Source organism: Streptomyces sp. NPDC020490, from assembly GCF_044335305.1.
Taxonomy (GTDB): domain Bacteria; phylum Actinomycetota; class Actinomycetes; order Streptomycetales; family Streptomycetaceae; genus Streptomyces.
In genome coordinates this window covers 249,722-264,407 of record NZ_JBIRUY010000004.1, presented here as the reverse complement: position 1 = coordinate 264,407, position 14,686 = coordinate 249,722, and the positions used below count along the sequence as shown (strand labels likewise).

Below are 14,686 nucleotides of genomic sequence, written 5' to 3'. Positions count from 1 at the left end.
AAGGCCGGCGCCTCGGCGAGTCCGGTCTCGCACCGTGATGCGGGGCAGGCACCGCCCAGCCGAGGTGGGGCGGGTTGAGCGACGCCCAGGTGACCGGGTCGTAGTCCCTGGTCGGGTCGAGCCAGACGGGGCCGCGCCGGCAGACGGTCGGCGAGCGCCGTTGTCGCGGGCCTGTCCACCGCCGCCCGTGCCTCCATGACGCAGCCGCCGATCAGGGGGTCGGCGCCGTGGTCGCGAGGCCAGCGGCCAGGACGGTCCGCCGCTCGGGTCCATTGACACTCTTACCTCCCGGAGGCTGTATACCTAATGCTGTATTCAGCACACTGAATGACGACGCCCGTCAAGACGTGTACATGCAAAGACCTACGAGACCGGTCGGGCCGACCGGAACACGCTGACCTGCCTGACGGAAAGGCGCGGCATGACGTCGACCGAGAACTTCGTCCACCCCTACATCCCGAACTCAGTACCGGCCGTGCGGCAGGCGATGCTCGACGAGATCGGCGCGGCGGGCACCGAGGACTTCTACGCCGACATCCCGGACGGGATCCGGCTGCACCGCCCCCTCGACCTGCCGGCTCCGCTGCGTTCGGAGGCCGAACTCGTCCGGCACATGGAGGAACTGCTCGCCCGCAACACCTCGACGCGGCAGGTCCTCAGCTTCCTCGGCTCGGGCTGTTACCAGCACCATGTGCCCGCGGTCGTGGACGAGGTGGTCAACCGCAGCGAGTTCCTCACGGCCTACGCGGGCGAGCCGTACGAGGACCACGGCCGCTTCCAGGCACTGTGGGAGTACCAGTCGATGATGGCCGAGCTCCTCGACGTCGAGGTCGTCAACGTCCCGGTGTACGACGGCTTCCAGGCCGCCGGTACCGCCCTGCGCATGGCGGGCCGCATCACCGGGCGCCGCCGCGTGCTCGTCGCCACCGCGATCGACGCGGACAAGCTGTCCCGCATCCGCGACTACGTCCGTCCCGACCATGACGTCACCGTGGTTCCGGTCGACCCGGAGACGGGCTGCGCCGACCTCGACGCGCTGCACGAGGAGCTGGCCGCCGGTGACACCGCGGCCGTCTACGCGGACGCCCCGTCGGCCCTCGGCATCGTCGACTCGTCACTGCCGTGGCTTGCGGAACTCGCGCACGGCGCCGGCGCCCTGTACGTCGTCGGCTGCAATCCGCTCACCCTCGGCGTGCTCGCGCCTCCCTCCGCGTACGGCGCGGACATCGCCTGCGGCGACATCCAGCCGCTCGGCATCCACCAGAGCTTCGGCGGCGGCAACGCCGGCTTCATCGCCACCCGCGACGAGGAGTGGCTGGTCGCCGAGTACCCCTCACGGCTGTTCGGGCTCGCGCCCACCTCGGTCGAGGGCGAGTACGGCTTCGGCGACGTCGCGTACGAGCGGACCTCGTTCGCCCTGCGCGAGGAGGGCAAGGAGTGGGTGGGCACGGCGGCCGCGCTGCACGGCATCGGCGCCGGCGTGTATCTCGCCCTGATGGGACCGCAGGGCATGCGGGAGATCGGCGACACGATCCTCGCCCACACCGCGTACGCCCGGCAGCGCCTCGCCCAGGTGCCCGGCATCGAGGTCCCGTACGGTGACGCCCTGCACTTCGCCGACTTCACCGTGCGCTACACCCGCGGCGCAACCGCCGCCGGGATACGCGCCGGCCTCAGGGAGCGCGGCATCTACGGCTCCGTACCCACCGGCGAGCACGAGGCAGCCTTCTGCGTCACCGAAGTCCATTCCAAGGCCGACATCGACCGGCTCGCCGCCGCCCTCGAGGAGATCGTCAAGTGACCGCCCACCACGCACCCGTACCGGTCTCCCCCAACGATGCGCGGATCGCGCCCAAGCCGCCGCTGCGCCGCTTCCAGCAGGCGTCCTGGGACGAGAAGCTGATCTTCGAACTCGGTTCGCCGGGCGAACGCGGCGTCCTCGTCCCGGCGCCGGACCCTTCGGTGGCGCCGGTGGAGATCCCCGCGGCGCTGCGCCGCGCCGAGCCGCCCGCCCTGCCCGAGATGTCGCAGCAGCAGGTCCTGCGCCACTACCTGCGCCTGTCGCAGGAGAACCTGGGCGCCGACCTCAACATCGACGTCGGCCAGGGCACCTGCACCATGAAGTACAGCCCCAAGGTCAACGACCAGTTCGCCCGCGACCCGCGCATCGCCGCGCTGCACCCGCTCCAGGACGAGGACACGGTCCAGGGCGTCCTCGGCATCATGCACAGCCTGGAACTGCTCCTCAAGGAGATCTCCGGCATGGACCGGGTGTCGCTCCAGCCGGGGGCCGGCTCGGCCGCGATCTACACGAACGTGGCCATGATCCGGGCGTACTTCGCTGCGCGCGGCGAGTCGGAGCAGCGCGACGAGGTCATCACGACGATCTTCTCCCACCCGTCGAACGCGGCCTGCGCCAAGACGGCCGGCTTCAAGGTCATCACCCTCCACCCGGACCCGGACGGCTACCCGGACATCGAGGCGCTCAAGGCCGCGGTCGGACCGCGCACGGCCGCGCTGCTGATCACCAACCCCGAGGACACGGGCATCTACAACCCGCGCATCGAGGAGTTCGTACGGATCGTGCACGAGGCGGGCGGCCTGTGCTCGTACGACCAGGCCAACGCGAACGGCATCCTCGGCATCACGCGCGCCCGTGAGGCCGGGTTCGACCTGTGCCACTTCAACCTGCACAAGACGTTCTCGACGCCGCACGCCTGCGGCGGGCCGGCGGCCGGCGCGTGCGCGGTGACGGAGGAGCTGGCGCCGTATCTGCCGCGCCCCACGGTCGAGTTCGACGGCGAGCGCTACCGTCTGGACGACGACCGGCCCGAGTCCGTCGGAAAGATGCGGCCGTTCTACGGGGTGGTGCCGAACCTCGTGCGCGCGTACGCGTGGATCATGTCGCTCGGCGCTCAGGGGCTGCGCTGCGCCGCGGAGACGGCCGTCCTCAACAACAACTACCTGCTCCACAAGGTCCGGCGGATCCCGGGAGTCTCGGTGCCGTACGCCCAGGGGCGGCCACGCGTCGAACAGGTCCGCTACAGCTGGCAGAAGCTGCACTGGGACACCGGGCTGCACTCCGAGGACATCGGGCTGCGCGCCGCGGACTTCGGCACGCACTACTGGACGAGCCACCACCCGCACCTCGTCCCCGAGCCGATGACACTCGAACCGACCGAGTCGTACACGCGCGCCGACCTGGACGAGTACGCGGCGATCCTTGCCGAGATCGCCCGCGAGGCGTACGAGTCCCCGGACACGGTCCGCACGGCCCCGCACCGTTCGACCATCCACCGGGTCCGCCCGGAGACCCTGGACGACCCGGCCACCTGGGCCGTCTCCTGGCGCGCCTACCGCCGCAAGATCCTCGGCGAGGCGGCCCGTTGACCAGGATCGGCCTGGTGGTCAACCCGGTCGCCGGCCTCGGCGGCCGGGTGGGCCTGGGCGGCACCGACGGCCCGGAGCACCGCCACCGCGCCCTCGCCCTGGGCGCGAGACCCCTGGCAGGGGAACGGGCGGCCGCGGCACTGCGCGAACTGCGGGCACGGTCGGGCACCGGTGCCGGTGCCCCGGGTGGCGCGGTCGCGGGGCCGGGCGGCGGGCACCGCGGCGCACCACCGGAAGTCGTCACCGCCGCCGGCGCCATGGGGGCCGGCTCCGTCGCCGCGGCCGGGCTGACGGCGCGGGTCGTGTACGCCCCGGGGGCCGAGGACGAGACCTCGACCGAGGACACCGTCGCCGCCGTGCGGGCCGTCGTCGCCGAGGGAGTCGACCTGCTGCTCTTCGCCGGCGGTGACGGCACCGCCCGGGACGTGCTCGCCGCGCTCGACGGGTTGCGCTGCCCGGTGCTCGGGGTGCCGACCGGCGTCAAGATGCACTCGGCCGTGTTCGGCGTCAGCCCGCGCGCGGCGGGCGAGGTGGCCGCCGCGTGGCTCGCCCGCTCCGGCGCCGTACGCCTGCGCGACGCCGAAGTGATGGACCGGGACGTGGACGAACTGCGCGCGGGACGCGTCGCCTCACGCCTCTACGGCTGGCTCTCCGTCCCCGACGTACCGGTGCGCGTCCAGCAGCGCAAGACCGGCAGCACGGCCGGTGCGCCGCAGGCGGTCGGCGGCATCGCCGCCGAGGTCGCCGAGCGTGTCGGCGACGGACTGCTGGCACTCGGCCCGGGCAGCACCACCCGCGCCGTGGCCGCCGCGCTGGGGACCGATGCCTCCCTCACCGGCGTCGACGTGCTCGCGCTGCGGCCCGGTCGGCCGGCGGAGGTCGTGCTGCGCGACGCCGGAGAGGACGCCCTCCTCGCGGCGGGGCCACGCTGGATCGCCCTCTCCCCCATCGGCGGCCAGGGCTTTCTCCTCGGCCGCGGCAACCAGCAGATCTCGCCGCGTGTGCTGGGCGCGGCGGGCGGCCGGGACCGGCTGCTCGTACTGTGCACCGAACAGAAGCTGGCGTCTCTGGGCGGACGTCCTCTTCTCCTCGACACGGGCGACGAGGTGCTGGACGCCGAACTGGCAGGCCATCTGCCCGTCATCACCGGCCGGCGCCGCACATCGCTGTACCGCCTGACCACCTGACCACCCGACCACCCCACCGTCCGCGCGCTCGAAACCGCGCCCCCGTACCCCAATGAAGGAAGCCTCATGATCACTCTCGACGGCAAGCGTTCCATCGTCACCGGCGGAGCCACCGGCATCGGCCGGGCCACCGCTCAGGTCCTCGCCGAACTCGGCGCCCGCGTCGTCATCGCCGACATCGACCCGGACGGCGGCGAGCGGACCGCCAGGGAAACCGGCGGTGTCTTCGTCCGCTGCGACGTCTCACAGCGCGCGGACTGCGAAGCCGTGGCCGGGGCCGCGCAGGAACGCTTCGGCGGCGTCGACGTGCTGTTCAACAACGCCGGCGTCATTCGCCGCTCCACCGTCTGCGAGATCACCGAGGACGACTGGGACCTGGTGATGGCCGTGAACGTCCGCTCCATCATGTTGATGAGCCGCCTGGTGATTCCCGGCATGGCCGCGCAGGGCGGCGGCTCGATCATCAACACCGGATCGGGATGGGGCATCTCGGGTGGCGGTCGCGCCGTCTCGTACTGCGCCTCCAAGGGCGCTGTCGTCAATATGACCCGCGCCATGGCCATCGACCACGGTCCCGACAACATCCGCGTCAACTGCGTCTGCCCCGGCGACACGGCCACCGGCATGCTCGCCGAGGAAGCCCGGCAACTCGGCGAGAGCTCCGACGCGTTCTACGCCGAGGCCGCCGACCGGCCCCTCGGCAGGATCGGGCAGCCGAGGGACATCGCCCAGACCGTGGCGTTCCTCGCGTCCGACGCGTCGTCGTTCGTCAGCGGGGCGATCATCCCGGTCGACGGCGCGGGTACCGCGTGACTCGCCGGTAACAGATAATCGACCGGACGGAAGAGGAGGGCCGCCCCACATGCCAATCGAGAACCGCCCGCTGCGCGAACAGGTCAAGGAGGAACTGATCAAGCGCCTCGGACGTGGCACGATCGCGACCAACGAGCCGATCAACGAGGGGCAGCTCGCCACCGAACTCGGGGTCAGCCGCACTCCGCTGCGCGAGGCCCTGATCACGCTCGAGCGCGAGGGCGTCATCACCAGCGAGCGCGGCAAGGGCTTCCGGTTCACGCCGCTGAGCGCGCAGGAGTTCCGTGACCTGACCGCGATCGTGGCGGCGCTGGAGGCGCTGGCCCTGGAGTCCAGCGACCCGGAGCACCTGCGGGCGACGGCTCCCCGTCTCCTCGAGGAGGCGCGGGCCTTCTCCGCGCCGCAGGCGCCGCACGACGTCATCGAGCGCTACGACGACGCATGGCACGACCTGCTCCTGTCAGGCTGCACCAACGACCGGCTGATGAAGCTGATCACCTCGCTGAAGGTGACGATGCACCGCTACGAGCGGGTGGCTCTCGGCGACCAGGACATCCTGGAGCGCTCCGCGGTGGAGCACGAGCGGATCGCGCAGTGTCTGCAACGCGGCGACACCGACGCGGCGGTGGCGGCGCTCAAGGAGAACTGGAACAGCGGGATGCACCGGATCCTGGAGCACCTCACGGACTGAGGGCACCCGGGGGCCGCCGCGGGCCGGCGAACGTCCGCACCGGTTCGTACCGGCACGCCCCGCGATGTCGTCGGCCTCGGCGCACCCGTGCACCTGATGGCGTCGCGCCGGCGAGCGGCACGGCACGGGCGGGCGCGCGGGCGCGCCCGCCGGGGTCAGCGGGTGCGGCCCGTCACACGCCACGCCGCGGGCAGCAGTGCGCTCGCGGCCAGGGCCTTGAGGACGTCACCCACGAGGAACGGCACGAGGCCGTGGGCCACGGCCCAGCCGAGCGACTGGTGGGTGACCAGGGCGAGTACCGGAACCCCCAGCGCGTACACGGCCAGCGAACCGGCGATGTACGTCAGCAGGGTGCCGGGGAGGCTCCGGTCGGCGCCCCGCTGGGCAAGCGCTCCCACGAGGTAGCCGGCCACGACGAACCCGAGGAGGTAGCCGGCGGTCGCGCCGAGGACGGCGGGCATGCCGCCGGTGGCCCCGGAGAAGACCGGCAGCCCCGCGGCACCGGCGGCGAGATAGACCAGTTGACTCAGCGCACCGCGGGTGGCGCCGAGGGCCGCCGCGGTCACGAGTACGGCGAACGTCTGCAGCGTGACGGGCACCGGTGAGCCGGGCACGGGCACCGAGACCTGGGCGGCGAGGGCGGTGAGGGCGGCGGCGCCGACGACGAGCGCGGCGTCGCGGGTGCGGCTGCGCGCCCAGAGGTCGACGAGGGTGCCCCTTCGGGGGCGACCGGCGCGAGGGAACTCATGGTGGCGGGGATCCTTTCAGGCGGTGCAGGGGGCAGCGGCAGGTCAGGACGGCTGGGGTGGGGTCAGCGCCGTGCGCAGGTGCCGGACGCGTGCTGCGGCGGCCGCTCTGGCCTCCAGCGCCTGCTCCATGGACACCGGGCGGAAGCGGGTGCGGGTGCCGGGCGCGGACTGGCCGACGGTGTCGAGATCGGCGCTGATCACCGTTGCGACCATGGCGTAGCCGCCGCCGGAGACGGCGTCGCGGTGCAGGATGATGGGCTCCACTCCCCCGGGCACCTGGATGGAGCCGAGCGGGTATCCGGCGTCCACGATGTTCGACGGGTCGGATCCGGCGCCGAACGGCTGTACCCGTTCCTCCCACTCCAGCGTCCCGCCGCTGTACCGGAAGCCGATCCGGTCCGCCACGGGCGTCAGGGTCCACGTGGTGTCCAGCAGCGAGGTGAGGCCGTCTGGGGTGAGCCGGTGGTCGTACAGGCCGATCATGACGCGCAGGTCGAGTTCGCGGGACAGCACGGGACGCAGGTGCTCGGGCACGACCAGTCCCGGCCGCCCGCCGCCGGTGCCGACGGGCAGCACGTCCCCTGCCCTCAGCGCACGGCCCTCGAACCCGCCGAATGCCCCGAGGGCGTACGTCGACCGGCTGCCCAGCACCGGCGGCACGTCGACACCCCCGGCTACGGCGATGTAGATCCGGGCACCCTGTTCCAGATAGCCGAAGGAGAGCACGTCGCCGGCCGCGACGCGGAAGGACTCCCACTGCGGTGCGGGCCGGCCGTCCACCAGGACCGGCATCCGGGCGCCGGTGACGGCCACCAGCGCTGGTTCGGTGAAACGCAGCTCCGGCCCCATGTAGGCGGCCTCGATCAGGGCGGCACCGTCCTCGTTGCCGACCAGCAGGTTCGCGGCGAGGGCGGAGTACAGGTCGACCGCGCCCGACGGCGGGATGCCCACCGCGTAGTAGCCGGGACGGCCCCGGTCCTGGACGCTCGAGGCAAGCCCGGGGTTGACGATCTCAATGGCCATACAGGGCCTCCAGCAGTGTGGCGTTGTAGGCGTCCGGGCCTGCCAGGAAGTCGCGCAGGCTGAAGTCGACCGGGCTTTGGCGGTAGCGGAAGGTGCCCGCCTCGACATCCGCCTTGATGCGCTCGTACTCGCCCTCGTCGATCGGGCGGAACTTCACGATGTCACCGGGCCGGAAGAAGACCATGAAGTCCTCGAAGTCGGGCAGTTTCCGGGCCGGGTCGAAGATCGGCACCGGGGTGACGCCGAACATCTGGTAGCCGCCGGCACCGCGCACGGAGTAGACGCAGGAGAAGCAACCGCCGTACCCGACGGTCAGCGCCGGTGTGTCGGTGCGGGGGCGCAGGTACTTGGGGACTTCGAGTTGCCGCTCCTGCGGGACCATCTGGAAGAGGAACGGGAGCCCGGCGACGAAGCCGACCATCGACGTGATCCACGGTGAACCCGAGTGGCGGTCGATGAACGCCTGCGCCGAGGGCAGTCCGTTCTCGATCGCCGCGAATTCCAGGTCGTTGCCCTCCGGCCGCTGGTGGCGGTCACGGAACCGGGCGCCGGTCTCGTTGGTGAACGGGTCGTCGTACCAGACGGGCACTTCGACGATGCGTGTCCCGAGCGTCAGCGACGGCGCCTCGCCGACCTCCCGCTCCACCTGCCGCACGGCGGCCTCCAGTGCCGCGGGGGCGATGACGTCCGGGTCGAACCGCACCAGGAGGGAGGCGTTGGCGGGGCAGATGTCGACCACGCCCGGCAGCTTCCGGCCGTGGAGCAGTCTGGCCATGGCCATCGCCGCGAAGTTGACCTCGAGGCTCATGGCCTCGTCGAGTCGGACGACGAGGTGTTCGTCTCCGCCCCACGAGTAGTGGCTGCTGACGGGCGCACTCACGCGGTCCTCCCGGTGCCGTCGTGATCGGAGGCACGGCCGGCCGGCCGACTCTCCAGCAGGTGCCCAGCACACCGTTGACGATCCGGGCGGCCTCCCAACGGGCACGGCCGGTACAGAAGATGCCGGACCAGGCGTCGGTTGCCACGGCCCTGCCACAAGCGCCACACACGGTTCGCTCCTACGGCATGACGTCGCCGGAGTTGGGCCCCAGCGTCTGGCCGACGAACAGGTCACCGCCGGGGGACGAGGCCAGCAGCACCGCAGTCGGCGCGACCTCCTCGGGCGTCCCGAACCGCCCGAGCGGCAGCTCGGCGCGCTTCGCCCGCTTCCAGTCCTCGGATATCCCGTCGACCAGAGGTGTTTCGATCGGGCCGGGGGCAATCGCGTTGACCAGCACCCCGTCCCGGGCCACCTCCAGGGCCAGGGCCTTCGTCAGGCCCAGGACGCCCGCCTTGGCCGCGCAGTAGTGCGTCAGCGATGCGCCGCCCTTGATGGCCAGCTGGGAGGCGATGTTGATGACCCGGCCGTTCCCGCGGGACACCATCCCGGGAACCACGTGCCGGCACATGAGGAACACCCCGGTCAGGTCCACGTCGATGGTCTGCTGCCACTGTGCCGGCGACATCTCCACCAGTGGGCTCTGGGTCAGGATGCCGGCGGAGTTGACCAGGACGTCGATCCGGCCCAGCAGCCGCTCCGCCTCGGCGACGGCACACCGGACCTGCTGCTCGTCGGTGACGTCGGCGGCGACACCGCCGGCCGCACCGATGGACCGCGCGGTCCTCTCGGCCGCCTCGGGGTCGTGGTCGAGCACGGCCACCTGCGCCCCGGCGGCGACGAATGCCTCGGCGATCGCCCGTCCGATGCCGCTGGCGCCACCGGTGACCAGGGCCGTTCGGCCGGTCAGGGCTGCGATCCCGCTCATGCGCGCACCCTCACGGTCAGGCCGCCGTCGACGACGAGTTGCTGGCCGGTGACGTACCCGGCCTGCGGGGAGGTGAGGAACCGGATGACGTCGGCGACCTCCTCGGGTCGCCCTGACCGCCACGGCCGCGGCGGGTGGGACCGCGGCCTTGACGATCGGCCACTCGTCCCGGCACACGTGCAGCACGACCCGGCGATCGAGGGGTTGCTGCGCCAGACGCGCGCCGAACAACTGGGCGTGGGCAGCCCTCGGACCGGCCGAACCGGTTCCGTAGACGGCCGTGACCCGGGCGTACAGCCTGCTGACGGCCTGGATGGCGGTGACCTCGGTGTCGGAGCCGTCGGCCGACGGGCCGATGGACACGTTCATGACGGCGGTGTCCAGCACCCCTCAGGAACCGGGCCGTTCCGAGGACGACCAGAGCACGCCGATGTCTCACGGTGTCCACCTCACCGAGTCGGTCCGGGCAGCGGGCGGCAAGATCGCCGCCGCTCTCATTCCACCCCGCCGACCGGTCCCGGTGCCTCACCCCGCCACGGGGGAGGTCACCACGGCCGCCGCCCGCCCGGCAGGGTCCGGCGACCGGTGTCTCAGCCGCAGACAGTCGCAGCAGCCGGCGCCCGACTGCGCGGCGACGCCGACGGCGAGCGCGATGACATCCTTCCGCGCGCCGCTCGTCTCGCAGCGTCCGGGCAAGGAGGGGGCTTGCCATGAATCACCTCGACCGCATCATCCTGGGCACCCCCGCCAGAACAGACCGCCGCGCAGGTGCACGGCACGAAGCGCCCGTCCCTCCGGCGCTGCGGTGGGACGGGCGCTCGTGTCGGGGCTCATTCCTGGAGCTTCATGCCCTTCGGTGACGTCAGGCCCTTGTCGGGGTGGGCCCGGAATGTCGCCGTCCAGGTGGTGGGCGGGCAGGACGCGCCGTTGGGGTGCCGCTCCGTCAGCCTGGCCCGGATGCTGTCCGCGACGACGGTGGCACCGCTCTTCACGGACGTCACCGTGAGCCGCACCGGGACGGTGGACGAGCCGACGTCGCCGCGGAGTCGGACCGACAGCGAGGCGAACGGATCGTCGGGGCTGCCCGATACCCGCTCCTGGCATCTGGCCTGCACGCACAGACGGACTTTCACCGCGTCCCGGCCTCCGAAGTCGGTGGGCCGCCACATCACGGACACCTGCGAGTCCGCGTCGGCCATGGTGCAGGGCGTGTCCTGGCCGAGGAGTGAGCATCCGGTCAGGGCCGCCGCCAGCAGCGGTGTGAAAAACATACGGTGCATGTCAGTCCCGCCACCACCGCCGCGCGGTACTCGTTGTCTTCGGCGGGATCTTCGCGCGCCCGAGGCCGCGGCAACCGACGAGGAGTGAGACACCGGGATCCTTTCACGACTTGTCGGTCCGAAGAATAGTCTGCATGCCTCGGTGCGGGGACGGCGCGCTGGTCAGAACCTATTCGGCGGTCCGGGCCGGGCCGTGTCTCAGTCGCGCCCTTGGCACCGCCGGCTCGGGAGCGGACCGTCGTGGCGTCGAAGCGCGCGAGGCGCCATCCGGTGCGCAAAAAGTACCTGAAGTGTCCTTCGCCGCCCTCGTCGTCACCACCGAGCCCGATGTCTCCGATCGACGGTGCGGAGGCATCGGGGCGGGGAGGCTCGGCGGTGGTGACGGTGGCGGTACGGCGCAGCGTGGTGGAGTCGCGGCGCACCGTCCAGCCGGAGGACGCCGGGCCCACACCCCGACAGCTTCGTGGCGGGCCCCGGACGCTCCCCGACGGTCCGACATCGCCTTGTCGAGCCGGAGCCAGTAACAGCCATACCTGTCCGACACGTTGACTTGCGGCGAGCTACACCTCCACCATGACCGGGCGGTCACATCAGCGTCCGTCACGTGAACGTCCGGTCACATGAAGGGGTGTCCATGCCCACTCCCACCTGGACCCGACTGTCGCCCACCCGCCGCGAGCGGGTCCTGGTCGCGGCGATGGACGAGTTCGGCACCCACGGCTACTCCACGGGCAGCCTGAATGTCATCGCCCGTGAAGCGGGGGTCGCCAAGGGCTCCCTGTTCCAGTACTTCTCGGGCAAGCTGGACCTCTTCTCCTACGTGGCGGAGCAGACCTCGCTGCGGGTCTACGCGCACATGCAGCCCTGGCTCGACGGCTACGACGGCACCGGCGACTTCGCCACGCACCTCGTCGACGCGCTGGAGGCCTGGCTCGAGTACTTCGCCGGGCATCCGCTCGAGCGAGGGGTGGCCGCCGCCACCAACATGGAGATGGACCCCGCGGTTCGTGACGCGGTCAGGCGACCCGTGAACGCCATGTACCTGGCCGGTCTCCGCCTTCTCCTGGAACGGGCCGTCGACGCCGGGGACCTGCGCAAGGACGCCGACCTGGACGCGCTGCTGTCATTCCTTCTGGTGCTCCTGCCGCACCTGGCTCTCGTCGCGCACGTCCCGACGCCGAACAGCCCCGTACAGCTCACCGGAGTCAGCCCGCAGGTCCGGCGCGGGAATCTCGAACGTCTCGTCATCCCGCTGCTCGCCGATTTCGGAGCGCGGGACGACCGATGACAAGACCCGACCGCGACATCGACATCATCGGTCCCGGTTTCGGTCCAGGTCCGGCGCGATTCTCAGCTCGGTGAACCTTCCCCTGAACACCGCTCGGGCCCACGGGTGTGCCCGCGGCGGAGTGGCCTCCGGCCCCTGAGCCGGACAACACCCGGACAGCACGGAGACGTACCACCGGACATCACTGCTTCATCCCCCCAGAAAAGGTGATCTCGTGTTCCGTACACTCCTGCGGTCCTTGACCGCGCTGCTGCTGTGCGCGGCAGCCGCCTTCGCCCTCGCACCGGCCGCCCACGCGTCGGAGGCAGCCGCACCGGTCCAGGCGGCCGACCCGTCCGCCACGGGGTCGTACCCCGTCGCCTACACCGATCTCACCGTCTCCGCCTCGGGCCGCTCGTTCAGCGCACGTGTCTGGTATCCCGGCACGACGGCCGGGGCGGACGCGCCGGTCGCCGCTGGCGCCCACCCCGGCCTCGCCTTCGGACACGGCTTCTTCCAAGCCATCACCCAGTACGAGAGCCTGCTCAAGCACTACGCCTCCTGGGGCATCATCACCGTCGCACCCAAGTCCCAGGGCGGTCTCTTTCCCAGCCACTCCGCGTTCGCCGACGACCTGAACGCGGCACTCACCTGGCTCACCGCCCAGAACAGCACCACCGGCTCACGGTTCGCAGGCGCGGTCAGCACCGACCGGCTCGCCGTCTCGGGGCACTCCATGGGCGGCGGCGCGGCATTGCTCGCCGCGAGCCGGAACCCGGCCGTCAAGTCCGTCTCCACCCTCGCGGCGGCGGAGACCAACCCCTCGGCCGTCAGTGCCTCCGGCACGCTGAGCATGCCGGTCCAGTACGTCGGCGGCAGCGCCGACAGCATCGCCGGCGTCGCCGACAACCAGCAGAAGATGTACGACGCCAAGCCGTCCGCCACTCAACTGCGCGTCATCACCGGCGGGTTCCACTGCGGATTCGAGGACAGCTCCGGCATCGGCTGTGACAGCGGAACCATCACCCGCGCCGCCCAGCTGAAACTGACCTACGGGGTCACGACCGCCTGGCTGCTCTACACGCTCGGCGTCGACTCCTCCCTGTACGACCAGGTCTGGGGCTCCGCGGCCCAGAACCTGGCCGGTGTCGTGTACTCCGCCAAGCCCTGAACACTCCGGGGCGCGACGACGGCAGTTCATCTGCGCGTGTCCATGCTTGCTGAACGGAGAGAGTCCGTGACCGCTCGGACCGCACCGGCGGTCTGAGTGCAGCGCCGGGCGGGCGGCCCGGGAAGCCCTCGTGGCCGCCCGCCCGGTCACCGGCCCGGCGACGGCGACCCGCCCGCCCGTCTTGCCGGACTCCCAGCCGCTGACCGTGGCGCGGCGCGCAGTCAGCGCCGGGGCGACCTCGTCGACCATCAGACCGTGGGCCCTGCGCAGCCGCTTTCGCTCCTCGGGGATGGCAGCGGCGGCAGCGGTCAGGCGAGGACCGCTGTGGCTTCGATCTCGACCAGATGCTCGGGGACGTCCAGCGCCATCACGCCGATCAGCGTGGCCGGCGGGACCGGATCCCCGAGCTTCGCGGCCGCCCGGGAGATCCCCTCCAGGAGTGCGGGCATCTTGTCGGGAGTCCAGTCGACGACGTAGAAGGTCAGTTTCGCCACGTCGGCGAAGGAACCGCCGGCCTCGCCCAGCGCGGTGGCGATGTTGTGGTAGCACTGCTCGACCTGCGCCGCGAGGTCGCCCTCTCCGACCGTGACCCCTTCCGCGTCCCAGGCGACCTGCCCGGCGACGAAGACCAGCTTCGAACCGGAGGCGATCGCCACCTGCCGGTACACATCGATCTTCGGCAGCCCATCGGGGTTCTTGAGAGTGATGGCCATGCTGTCCGACTCCTTGCCCGGGCTGCTGTCAGCCCGTGTTCGTCACGCCAACTGCGCTCTCTTGTGGTTACTCAGAAACCGTAGGAGAGTGTGCGTTGACATGGAAGAACGCACTTTTCAGTGACTGGGGAACCTGATGGTGACCAAGCAGCTCGAAGACTCGGCCGACGATGCCGACCTGCGGCACGCCGACTCCCTGGCGCGGGAGATCTTCTCGGACGTCGCCAACAAGTGGGCACTGTTGATCATCGAAGCCCTGGGAGAGGGCACCCTGCGCTTCAGCGAACTGCGCAGCCGGGTCGAGGGCATCAGCCACAAGATGCTCACCCAGAACCTGCGCATGCTGGAGCGCAACGGCCTGGTCGAGCGGGCCGTCCACCCCACCGTCCCGCCCCGCGTCGAATACACCCTCACCGAAGCCGGCCACGGACTGCGGGCGACGGTGGACGGGATGTGCGACTGGACCCACCGCTACCTCCGGCACATCGAGTCCGCCCGGCAGCGCTTCGACACCTGACGGTCAGTGAAGCCCCGGGTTCACGAAGGCCCCGGAGAACCCGGTGGGCGAGATCGGCACGCCCGACGCTGCGCCGGCGC

15 protein-coding genes are annotated in these 14,686 nt (G+C 71.4%); 8 read left to right on the top strand and 7 right to left on the bottom strand.

The window, feature by feature from the left end:
• Positions 1-421: 421 nt before the first annotated feature.
• The 5 genes from gcvPA to ACH4ZX_RS07630 all read left to right on the top strand — a co-directional run bounded on the left by gcvPA (position 422) and on the right by ACH4ZX_RS07630 (position 6,081).
• Positions 422-1,801 (top strand): aminomethyl-transferring glycine dehydrogenase subunit GcvPA, encoded by a 1,380-nt coding sequence (gene gcvPA / locus ACH4ZX_RS07650; RefSeq protein WP_398269039.1) that lies wholly within the window; start codon positions 422-424, stop codon positions 1,799-1,801.
• A complete protein-coding gene (gene gcvPB / locus ACH4ZX_RS07645; RefSeq protein ID WP_398269036.1) occupies positions 1,798-3,390 on the top strand; it encodes an aminomethyl-transferring glycine dehydrogenase subunit GcvPB in 1,593 nt (530 codons plus the stop codon). Before gcvPA ends, gcvPB begins: the two co-directional genes overlap by 4 nt.
• On the top strand, positions 3,387-4,577 hold the full coding sequence (locus ACH4ZX_RS07640; RefSeq protein WP_398269033.1) for an ATP-NAD kinase family protein: 1,191 nt from the start codon (positions 3,387-3,389) through the stop codon (positions 4,575-4,577). The genes gcvPB and ACH4ZX_RS07640 overlap by 4 nt, the downstream gene beginning before the upstream one ends.
• Positions 4,578-4,643: 66 nt before the next feature.
• Complete coding sequence (locus ACH4ZX_RS07635) at positions 4,644-5,390, top strand: SDR family NAD(P)-dependent oxidoreductase (RefSeq protein WP_398269030.1); 747 nt, start codon at positions 4,644-4,646, stop codon at positions 5,388-5,390.
• A gap of 49 nt (positions 5,391-5,439) precedes the next feature.
• Positions 5,440-6,081, top strand: coding sequence for a GntR family transcriptional regulator (locus tag ACH4ZX_RS07630; protein ID WP_398269027.1), 642 nt, complete (start codon positions 5,440-5,442; stop codon positions 6,079-6,081).
• 155 nt (positions 6,082-6,236) lie between these two features.
• Here ACH4ZX_RS07630 and ACH4ZX_RS07625 read toward each other — a convergent pair whose 3' ends face one another.
• From ACH4ZX_RS07625 to ACH4ZX_RS07600, 6 genes are all read right to left on the bottom strand, one after another.
• The gene (locus tag ACH4ZX_RS07625; RefSeq protein WP_398269024.1) at positions 6,237-6,695 is read right to left on the bottom strand and encodes a biotin transporter BioY; all 459 of its coding nucleotides are present in this window, start codon (positions 6,693-6,695) and stop codon (positions 6,237-6,239) included.
• Positions 6,696-6,872: 177 nt separating this feature from the next.
• A complete protein-coding gene (locus tag ACH4ZX_RS07620; protein ID WP_398269021.1) occupies positions 6,873-7,853 on the bottom strand; it encodes a biotin-dependent carboxyltransferase family protein in 981 nt (326 codons plus the stop codon).
• Positions 7,843-8,733, bottom strand: coding sequence for an allophanate hydrolase subunit 1 (locus tag ACH4ZX_RS07615; RefSeq protein ID WP_398269018.1), 891 nt, complete (start codon positions 8,731-8,733; stop codon positions 7,843-7,845). The genes ACH4ZX_RS07620 and ACH4ZX_RS07615 overlap by 11 nt, the downstream gene beginning before the upstream one ends.
• 178 nt (positions 8,734-8,911) lie before the next feature.
• Entirely contained in the window at positions 8,912-9,658 is a 747-nt protein-coding gene (locus ACH4ZX_RS07610; RefSeq protein ID WP_398269015.1) for an SDR family NAD(P)-dependent oxidoreductase, read from the bottom strand.
• Complete coding sequence (locus tag ACH4ZX_RS07605) at positions 9,655-9,855, bottom strand: SDR family oxidoreductase (protein ID WP_398269144.1); 201 nt, start codon at positions 9,853-9,855, stop codon at positions 9,655-9,657. The genes ACH4ZX_RS07610 and ACH4ZX_RS07605 overlap by 4 nt, the downstream gene beginning before the upstream one ends.
• A gap of 633 nt (positions 9,856-10,488) precedes the next feature.
• Positions 10,489-10,929, bottom strand: coding sequence for a hypothetical protein (locus ACH4ZX_RS07600; RefSeq protein WP_398269012.1), 441 nt, complete (start codon positions 10,927-10,929; stop codon positions 10,489-10,491).
• Positions 10,930-11,572: 643 nt separating this feature from the next.
• Between ACH4ZX_RS07600 and ACH4ZX_RS07595 the strand changes: the two genes are divergently transcribed.
• Together ACH4ZX_RS07595 and ACH4ZX_RS07590 are read left to right on the top strand one after the other, a co-directional pair.
• On the top strand, positions 11,573-12,226 hold the full coding sequence (locus ACH4ZX_RS07595; RefSeq protein ID WP_398269009.1) for a TetR/AcrR family transcriptional regulator: 654 nt from the start codon (positions 11,573-11,575) through the stop codon (positions 12,224-12,226).
• 214 nt (positions 12,227-12,440) lie between these two features.
• A complete protein-coding gene (locus ACH4ZX_RS07590; RefSeq protein ID WP_398269006.1) occupies positions 12,441-13,376 on the top strand; it encodes an alpha/beta hydrolase family protein in 936 nt (311 codons plus the stop codon).
• Positions 13,377-13,684: 308 nt separating this feature from the next.
• Here ACH4ZX_RS07590 and ACH4ZX_RS07585 read toward each other — a convergent pair whose 3' ends face one another.
• Positions 13,685-14,089 (bottom strand): RidA family protein, encoded by a 405-nt coding sequence (locus tag ACH4ZX_RS07585; protein WP_398269003.1) that lies wholly within the window; start codon positions 14,087-14,089, stop codon positions 13,685-13,687.
• Between the two features lie 136 nt (positions 14,090-14,225).
• Between ACH4ZX_RS07585 and ACH4ZX_RS07580 the strand changes: the two genes are divergently transcribed.
• Complete coding sequence (locus ACH4ZX_RS07580; protein ID WP_398269000.1) at positions 14,226-14,606, top strand: winged helix-turn-helix transcriptional regulator; 381 nt, start codon at positions 14,226-14,228, stop codon at positions 14,604-14,606.
• Positions 14,607-14,686 lie beyond the last annotated feature (80 nt).

What these genes read in the sequence shown, in the direction of transcription:
- ACH4ZX_RS07610 (WP_398269015.1), bottom strand. Translation starts at nt 9,658, where the DNA reads ATGAGCGGGATCGCAGCCCTGACCGGCCGAACGGCCCTGGTCACCGGT.
- ACH4ZX_RS07580 (WP_398269000.1), top strand. Translation starts at nt 14,226, where the DNA reads ATGGTGACCAAGCAGCTCGAAGACTCGGCCGACGATGCCGACCTGCGG.
- ACH4ZX_RS07620 (WP_398269021.1), bottom strand. Translation starts at nt 7,853, where the DNA reads ATGGCCATTGAGATCGTCAACCCCGGGCTTGCCTCGAGCGTCCAGGAC.
- ACH4ZX_RS07585 (WP_398269003.1), bottom strand. Translation starts at nt 14,089, where the DNA reads ATGGCCATCACTCTCAAGAACCCCGATGGGCTGCCGAAGATCGATGTG.
- ACH4ZX_RS07600 (WP_398269012.1), bottom strand. Translation starts at nt 10,929, where the DNA reads ATGTTTTTCACACCGCTGCTGGCGGCGGCCCTGACCGGATGCTCACTC.
- gcvPA (WP_398269039.1), top strand. Translation starts at nt 422, where the DNA reads ATGACGTCGACCGAGAACTTCGTCCACCCCTACATCCCGAACTCAGTA.
- ACH4ZX_RS07595 (WP_398269009.1), top strand. Translation starts at nt 11,573, where the DNA reads ATGCCCACTCCCACCTGGACCCGACTGTCGCCCACCCGCCGCGAGCGG.
- ACH4ZX_RS07630 (WP_398269027.1), top strand. Translation starts at nt 5,440, where the DNA reads ATGCCAATCGAGAACCGCCCGCTGCGCGAACAGGTCAAGGAGGAACTG.
- ACH4ZX_RS07635 (WP_398269030.1), top strand. Translation starts at nt 4,644, where the DNA reads ATGATCACTCTCGACGGCAAGCGTTCCATCGTCACCGGCGGAGCCACC.